The organism is Corallococcus sicarius, from assembly GCF_003611735.1.
Taxonomy (GTDB): domain Bacteria; phylum Myxococcota; class Myxococcia; order Myxococcales; family Myxococcaceae; genus Corallococcus; species Corallococcus sicarius.
The window spans coordinates 1-3,860 of record NZ_RAWG01000524.1 but is presented as its reverse complement, the minus strand read 5'-3'; the positions used below and the strand labels follow the sequence as shown (position 1 = coordinate 3,860).

Here is a 3,860-nt window from a genome sequence, read left to right as displayed (position 1 = left end):
GTGGACGGGGTGGGCCATGGGCGCCGGTATAAACCGCCCGGCCCCGCGCTTCACGCCTTCCCTGCCAGCAACCTGCCTGCTCAGCCAGCGACAGGGCGCCAGCTCTGCTGCTGGCGGCGGCTGTCGCGCGCCATGCGCTCGGCCCGCCGGTGGGCGAGGTCCGCCTCGTACAGCGCCCGCGCGTAGCGCACCCGCGACGCCTCCGTGCCGCTGACCAGCTCCCGCTCCGCGGCCTCCAGTTCACGGCGCGCGTCCTGCAACTGCTGTTCGGCCCCGTTGGTCCACGTCATGCCCATGTCTCCGTGTGTCCTGCGTGTGTCCGGCCTGTGCCCGCCACGCTTTGCAGGGGCTGGACCAGCGGCACCGTTGGAGCCCCCAGCGTCGCAACGCCCCGGAACGACGGGGTATCGCGGCGCGGCACGGACACGGGGGGTGCGAAGCGCGTTTCCCAGCGGCGCGAATCCGGAAACGCGGGAAGCGCCTCTTTCAGGCCTGCCTGTCCCTCCCTCCGGTGCGATGCGGGTGCAATCATCGCCCTCGCGGGTCGTCTACAGTCGCAACCGTGACGACACCGCCTCCTGCCCTCGAAGTCCAGGGCCTGCGAAAAACCTATCACCGCGCCTTCGGACGGGGCGGCCATGAGGCCCTCCGGGGCATGGACCTGCTCGTCCCGTCGGGCAGTGCCTTCGGCCTCATCGGCCCCAATGGCGCGGGCAAGACGACCTTCATCAAGAGCGTGCTCGGCATCGTGCGGCCCACCGCGGGCACGGTGCGCGTGCTGGGCGGATCGCCGGAGGATCCGGCCATCCGCGCGCGCATCGGCTACCTGCCGGAGCGGCTGCACCTGCCGGGCACGTGGAAGGCGCCCGCGTTCCTGGCCACCGTGGCCCGCCTCAAGCGGCTGAAGCCGGACGCTCCCGCGCACCTGCGCCTGCTGGAGCGCGTGGGGCTTTCGGACGCGGTGGACCGGAAGATTGGCGGCTATTCCAAGGGCATGCGGCAGCGGCTGGGGCTGGCGGCGGCGCTCCTGGGCGACCCTTCCCTGCTGGTGCTGGACGAGCCCACGGACGGCATTGATCCAATGGGCCGCCTGGAGGTGCGCCGCATCCTCCAGGAGGAGGTGCGCCGGGGCGTGACGCTGTTCCTCAACTCGCACCTGCTGGCGGAGACGGAGCGGGTGTGCGACCGCGTGGCCATCCTCGCGGACGGGCGCGTGCTGCGCGAAGGCCGGCTGGAGGAGCTGGCGCGTGGGGGAGCAAAGTGGCGCGTGCGCTTCGCACCCGGCGTGGAGACCTCCGCCCTGGCGGCGGCGGGCTTCGTGCCCGCGGAGTCGGAAGCGCGGATCAGCACGGGGACGCCGCCGGGCCTCGCGGCCGACGGCGCGCGGGAAGGTGTGTACCTGGTGGAGGCGACGGACGTGGCGGTGCTCAACGCGGCGTTGGACCGGGCCCGGGCTTCGGGCGCGCTGTTGATGGAGTTGCGGCGCGAGGGCGCGGACCTGGAGGCGGTGCTGCTGGGCGCGGTGGGCAGCGGCCCGGGGGTGGCGGCATGAACCCGGTGTTCGTCATCGCGGGGTACGTGCTGCGCGAGGCCGCGTCGCGCAAGTTCATCCTGGCGTTCATGGTGGGGCTCACGCTGGTGCTGGCCACGGTGGCGCTCAGCCTGAAGCTGGAGGTCGTGGACGGGGCGCTCGCGGCGACGCGGCTGTTCGGCGAGGTGGTGCGCGCCCACATCACCTCCGTGGACGTGGCGCTGCGGCCCATCTTCCGCGCGGCGGCGTACCTGGTGTTCTACGGCGGCATCCTCTTCGGCATCGTGGCGTGTTCGGACTTCGCGCCGGGCCTGCTGTCGCCCGGCCGCATCGAGCACCTGCTCGCCCTGCCCCTGCAGCGCTGGCACCTGCTGGCGGGCACGTTCGTGGGCGTGATGACGCTGGCGGTGGGCGGCACGGTGTACGCCGCGGGCGGGCTGACGCTCATCTTCGGGGTCAAGACGGGCTACTGGACGATGGGGCCGCTCGTCGCCGGAGGCCTCGCGTGCGTGGGCTTCGCGGCGGTGTACGCGGTGATGCTCACCACGGCGACGCTGGTGCGCAGCGCGGCGCTCTGCTCGGCGGCGGGGTTCGTCCTGCTGGTGGGCGGCATCCTGGCGGGGTTCCGCACGGACGTGTCGCGCTACCTGGAGGCGGGCTTCGGGCGCACGTCGTTCGACGCGGTGACGCTGGTGCTGCCCCGGCTGTCGGCGCTGGCGGTGGGGGCGGCGGACCTGGCCAGCTCCACGCCGCTCAAGCCGGACTCGCTGGGGATGTTGCTGGGCGGCGTGCTGGTGTTCGGACTGGGAGCGCTCGCGGTGGGCTTCTGGCACTTCGAAGGAAAGGATTGCTGAGCATGGATTCGCGCGGTCGCAGGAAGGTGTGGCTGGGTGGGGCCGTGCTGCTGTTCGCGGTGGCCGCGCTGCTGATGTTCACGGGCCAGGGTGACGAACTGCCGCCCCCCGCGCCCGAGGTGAAGTTCCCCTCGCGCATGCGCGGCACGGACTTCGAGCGCGCGGAGAAGCGCCGCACCTGGGTGATGCCCACCGCCCAGGACGCGGGCGTCGCGGCGCCCGTGAAGCCCCGCGACCCGTTGCTCGCGGCGCTCCCGCGGGGGCCCGGGAGGACGGCGGTCGTCATCGAGGCGAACGCCCTCAGGCACTCGCCCCTGGGTGAGCTGCTGCTGGACTGCCTGATGCGCGACGGCGGCAAGAACCTGGAGCAGTTCAAGGCGCTGAGCGGCGTGGATCCGCTCCAGGACCTGGACCGCATGGTCATCACCGACGAGGGGCTCATCCTCTCCGGCGACTTCAGCAAGGCGCGCTACCAGGAGCTGCTGGGCGAGCGCGTGTCGTCGGACCACGGCCCGGGCGCGCGCGTCTACGAGCCGGGCGACACGTCCATCGCGCTGCCGGATGGCGGCACGCGGCGCGGCCGGATGGACAACGCGGTGGGGACCTGGAACGACCAGATGCTGGTGCTGGGCCGCAACCCGGACGAGGTGAAGACGGTGCTGGACCGCATGGACGGCCGCGGGCCGGAGGAAGGGCCGCCGCTCTTGGACGAGAACAGCACCTACGGGGAGATGTACGGGGTGCTCGCGGTGGAGCAGCTCGCGAAGCTGCTGGGGCCGGAGCAGGCGGAGCTGGCGCAGCGGCTGAAGGACGTGGCGCAGAACGTGGAGCTGCACCTGGACACCAGCGGCGACGTGGCCATGGTGGCGGACGTGCGCGGCCTGGACGAGCAGAAGATGACCGACCTGGGCAAGTCGCTAGGCGGCGCGCTGTCCATGGCGCGGATGAAGGCGCAGGCGGAAGGCAACACGGAGATGGCGCAGCTGCTGGACTTCGCAAAGGTGCGGCCGGACGGCACGTCCTTCAAGCTGGAGCTGGCGGTGCCCCTGTCCGCCATCCAGGAGCAGCTTGCCTGGTGCCGCAAGCCCGCCGGGTCCACGCCTCCGGCGCCGTGACGGCGTGAAGCCGGGTCCCCGGGTCTCCGGGTCCAGGGCCTCCCCGGGTCATGGGCGCCATGGCAGGGGGGCTGGGAGGCAGGCCCCACGGTCCCTGTTTTCCTGGAGACACTCCGCGCGACATACTGGGGCCCGACAGGGAGCTGCGACCCGCCACCTCCGGGGGGCCGCGTGAAGAGGATGCTCCCGCGAGGGTCGTGATGAACGCACGTGTGGTGAGGGTTGCGCCCCTCCTCTTTGGTTCGGGGCTCTGTGCCCTCGTCTATCAGACGGTGTGGCTGCGGGAGTTCCGCCTCATCTTCGGGGCCTCCACCGCGGCGTCGGCCGCGGTGCTCGCCATCTTCATGGGGGGGCTGGGGC

General features: G+C 72.3%; 4 protein-coding genes. 3 read left to right on the top strand and 1 reads right to left on the bottom strand.

The genetic code is table 11. The annotated features are described in order from the left end of the window. Nucleotides 1–80 precede the first annotated feature (80 nt). Entirely contained in the window at nt 81–290 is a 210-nt protein-coding gene (locus D7X12_RS40070) for a hypothetical protein (RefSeq protein WP_120630395.1), read from the bottom strand. A gap of 365 nt (nt 291–655) precedes the next feature. On the opposite strand from D7X12_RS40070, the gene D7X12_RS40065 reads away from it, so the two are divergent. The 3 genes from D7X12_RS40065 to D7X12_RS40055 are packed head-to-tail and all read left to right on the top strand — an operon-like array spanning nt 656 to nt 3,500. Further along, nucleotides 656–1,552 carry an ABC transporter ATP-binding protein gene (locus D7X12_RS40065; RefSeq protein WP_279637292.1) on the top strand — a complete coding sequence of 299 codons (897 nt, stop codon included), beginning with the start codon at nt 656–658 and terminating at the stop codon, nt 1,550–1,552. Continuing rightward, nucleotides 1,549–2,385 carry an ABC-2 transporter permease gene (locus D7X12_RS40060; protein ID WP_120630393.1) on the top strand — a complete coding sequence of 279 codons (837 nt, stop codon included), beginning with the start codon at nt 1,549–1,551 and terminating at the stop codon, nt 2,383–2,385. Before D7X12_RS40065 ends, D7X12_RS40060 begins: the two co-directional genes overlap by 4 nt. Before the next feature lie 2 nt (nt 2,386–2,387). Then, nucleotides 2,388–3,500, top strand: a complete 1,113-nt coding sequence (locus D7X12_RS40055) for a hypothetical protein (protein ID WP_120630392.1) — start codon at nt 2,388–2,390, stop codon at nt 3,498–3,500. The last annotated feature ends 360 nt before the right edge of the window (nt 3,501–3,860 follow it).